The organism is Neobacillus drentensis, from assembly GCF_036962765.1.
GTDB lineage: Bacteria > Bacillota > Bacilli > Bacillales > Cytobacillaceae > Neobacillus > Neobacillus drentensis_C.
The window spans coordinates 713-4,404 of record NZ_JBALOS010000266.1 but is presented as its reverse complement, the minus strand read 5'-3'; the positions used below and the strand labels follow the sequence as shown (position 1 = coordinate 4,404).

4 protein-coding genes are annotated in these 3,692 nt (G+C 35.7%); 1 reads left to right on the top strand and 3 read right to left on the bottom strand.

Annotated features, from left to right (window positions below; all coding sequences use genetic code 11):
- Nucleotides 1-133: 133 nt before the first annotated feature.
- On the top strand, nt 134-1,291 hold the full coding sequence (locus V7137_RS26030; RefSeq protein WP_335700762.1) for a DUF4317 domain-containing protein: 1,158 nt from the start codon (nt 134-136) through the stop codon (nt 1,289-1,291).
- 100 nt (nt 1,292-1,391) lie between these two features.
- Here V7137_RS26030 and V7137_RS30805 read toward each other — a convergent pair whose 3' ends face one another.
- From V7137_RS30805 to V7137_RS26020, 3 genes are all read right to left on the bottom strand, one after another.
- Entirely contained in the window at nt 1,392-1,889 is a 498-nt protein-coding gene (locus V7137_RS30805; protein ID WP_420490182.1) for a CBO0543 family protein, read from the bottom strand.
- 215 nt (nt 1,890-2,104) lie between these two features.
- Nucleotides 2,105-3,091, bottom strand: a complete 987-nt coding sequence (locus V7137_RS26025; protein ID WP_335700761.1) for an inorganic phosphate transporter — start codon at nt 3,089-3,091, stop codon at nt 2,105-2,107.
- Nucleotides 3,092-3,142: 51 nt separating this feature from the next.
- The coding region (locus tag V7137_RS26020; RefSeq protein WP_335700760.1) for a DUF47 domain-containing protein at nt 3,143-3,692 on the bottom strand (550 nt) is incomplete at its 5' end.

Below are 3,692 nucleotides of genomic sequence, written 5' to 3'. Positions count from 1 at the left end.
AAAGGATATTCCAGTTTAAAGATATTCAAGACTGAATTTGTAAAAAGTTGTAACTCTGATTCGAACCTATGAGTTTATAAGTATTCCTATTTTTAAATTTGAACAGTATAATCAGGAATGGGAGTTGAGATAAATGAATAAACAAGATATCGCTAATATCCGTAAGCAATTTAAATTAGACAATTACTACCTGCAAATTCAAGAAATCTTTAATGTTTATGTGAAAAAAGAATCCGGTGAGATTTATCATGAAGTCAGTCAACCGTTTCAAATGCTAGAACAAGAAACACAAGAATTATTTTTGACTAACTTTAAGAAAGTTTTGACAGGTTCTCTTGATTCCAAGCTATTTGAGCTGAAATTTAGTCGGGATGTAGAAGACAGCACACAAACCATCCTCTACGAAGGATTACAAGTGGATTCCGAAGATTGGAAAGAAAACATGCTCCAAATCGTGGAGAAAATGTTTGCTGATATTACCTATGAATTTGATACGATGGTGACGTTTATCCGGGGAGAATATCGAAAACCAACCAAGAAACGGGATGAGGAAAGCGGAGAGGGCGGGGATGATGAAGTCTTTTCCAACCAGTTTATCCTTTGCAGTCTTAATAAAACGGATCAGCCGAAAAAGGCCTTGCTATTTGATTATATCGAGAAAAAATTCAAACCAAATACCGTTTTTGATCCCATTATCAATTTAGCATCTCCATTGTCAGGTTTTCTGTTCCCTGCTTTTAATGACAATGCTGCAGATGTGAATCATATTCTATATTCTGCGGGAAAACCGAATCAACCAGATGGAAGATTTATTGAAGAGGTTCTTAATTGTGAAGTGATCATGACAGCACAGGAAAATAAGGACAGTTTCGAACTCATTTTAAAAGAAGTAATAGGAAACGAAGTGGATTCCAGGGTTATTTCCAATATGTATGAGGAAATCGATAAAATGGTGCAAGAGAATGAAGAAAATGAGGAAAGTGAAGCCCCTATGTTGGATTCTCGGGACATTGAACGGATCTTAACGGTAAGCGGAGTTGAAAATGTAGAGACGGCCAAAGTGGAACATGCCTTTAAGAGCGTCTTAGATGATGAGAACCATGAATTCAAAGCTAGTAGTTTAGTTCCTAAATCCATAAAAATTAATACCAAGGTGGCAGATGTTTCGATCAGTCCGAAAGACCTGAAAAATGTAAAATATATTATGTATCAAGGAAAACGGTGCCTATTATTAGAGATTGATGAAGATGTGGTTGTCGAAGGATTCCGACTAGAATCGGAAACACTCTAATGTTTTTTAGGGACAGGCTCTATGTTTCCTTACAAGATCTATGAATAAATTTTAGTTGGTTCTCTACAAATGGTAGAGGCCAGCTTTTTTTTGATCATAGTTATTTCATTTTTAAAACAGGTATATGAAAATAGAGAATAAGAAAAATGGTACATGAAAAACAGAGAAGCCAAGCAAATAAAGGTGTTTTCTGATGTATGATGATAGCCATAAAAATGAAAATCCAAACCACATATGACCACCAAAAGGTCCACACATGGTGATAAGACAAGAGTTTCAAAAATAAAAAAATGGTCTCTATCACCGTAAATAAACTACTCCAAATGAAAATATAGGCAAGTTTTCTCCATATCTGTGCCTTATAAGGATAAAGTGAAAGAAAAACTAATACGATTAGGGGATAGTTGGTAAAAGCTATAAAAAAATCAGCAACGGTATGATTAGGAGCTAAAAATGCTTTATGGAAATACCACAATGAGTGTTCATATGTAAGAATCGTGATGAAAAAGTCAATACAGACGGTGAATACGATGGTTGGGTAATAGATCCTCCAATTTTTCCAATCAGCATATATACAAGCGAAAATCAAAAGTATCATGGTAAACAGTAAAGGAAAATACATGGTAAGTTGGTGTATCATTTTGTTCCTCCTTCCAATCCGCTGACATGTGACATTTAAATTATGCCCAATCATAAACTGTTGAATTTTAAAAAGAGTAGTAATAAACNNGTTTATTACTACTCTTTTTTATGTTTCACAATATCTGACCCTGTGTAAAAATACTGAACCATTGTTATCAGCAGATATCATACTTATACAAAAATTTTCAATATCATCATGATTAAACCAGCTATTAATGCCGATATCGGGAGTGTAATGACCCATGTTGTAACAATTCTTATGGCCACTCCCCAATTTACCCCCCGAAACCGTTTTGAAGAACCCACACCTAAAATGGAAGATGAGGATACATGGGTTGTCGATACTGGTAATCCTAGCATGGTGGCACCTTGTAATACGATAAATGAGGATAGATCTGCTGCAAATCCATTGATCGGTTTTACCTTAAATATTTTTTTTGCAACTGTTTTAATAATACGCATTCCACCAATCATGGTTCCTAAACCAATGGTCCCGGCACAAAGTACTTGAACCCAAAATGGTACATCTAACGTGGATTGAAAACCACCAGCAACCAAGGCAAAAACAATGATCCCCATGGTTTTTTGACCATCATTTCCTCCATGAGAGAATGCTGCTAATCCAGAAGCTACGATTTGGAATCCTCGAAAACCACGAGTTGCACGGTAAGGATTTACGTTCTTGAAGATAATCGCTAATAGTTTCATGATGATAAATCCTACTGCAAACGCTAAAAAAGGAGAAATGATGAGAGCTTTAATAATATCGGTGAATCCTTCCCAGTTTATAGAAGTTAGACCAGATCCAAAAATAACTGCACCAGCCACTGAACCGATTAAGGTGTGGGATGAAGAAGAGGGAATCCCATAATACCAAGTTAATAGGTTCCAAAAAATCGCAGCAATAAGAGCTGCGATGACGATTAGCGATCCATTTTCAATTTGAAAAGGATCGGCAATTTTTCCGCCAATCGATTTCGCAACCGCTTGTGAAGTTAATGCCCCGACAAAGTTTAAACCGCCTGCATAGATAACCGCAAATCGTGGTGATAAAGCCTTTGTAGACACGGACATGGCAATTGCGTTGGCGGTATCATGAAAACCATTTATGAATTCGAAGATTAAGGCAAGTATAAGGATGATAACGATAATCGTCATGGGTACCTCCAAAAATGTATGGACTTGAAATAATCTTTAACATAAATGTGATTATGCATTCTTCATGATAATCGTTTCTAATGTATTGGCCACAACCTGACAGAAGTCCGCAATGTTTTCAAGCTCTTCATAGATTTCTTTATATTGAATAATACGAATCGGGTCTTTTTCATTAGCAAACAAATGTGTAATTGATTCACGTAAAATCCCATCACATTTTGATTCCAAATCTTTAATTTTGATGGCATGCTCCCGCATGTTTAGTAATTTCTTTGAGGCCAGCATTTCAACCGCTATTTCAATTTCGGCTGCACAACTGCGGATGGCATCAACAAACTTAAGCATATAATCATCAGCATTGATAATGGAATACATTTCAAAGAGTGCAGCAGTATGCTCTAAGCCATCTAAAACATCATCCATACTCATTGTCAGTGTCAAAATATCCTCACGTTCTATATAGGTGATGAAAGCATTATGTAAATCTTTAGTTACTTCGTGAACCAAATCATCACCTTTGTTTTCATATTCCTTCATTTTTTCAGAAAAAATTTTCAAATCGCTAACATTTTTTAGTTTATAGTCAGCAAAATAATTTGCA

Bases quoted from the DNA above. Each gene is read 5' to 3' on its own strand.
- V7137_RS26030 (WP_335700762.1), top strand. From the start codon at position 134: ATGAATAAACAAGATATCGCTAATATCCGTAAGCAATTTAAATTAGAC.
- V7137_RS30805 (WP_420490182.1), bottom strand. From the start codon at position 1,889: ATGATACTTTTGATTTTCGCTTGTATATATGCTGATTGGAAAAATTGG.
- V7137_RS26025 (WP_335700761.1), bottom strand. From the start codon at position 3,091: ATGACGATTATCGTTATCATCCTTATACTTGCCTTAATCTTCGAATTC.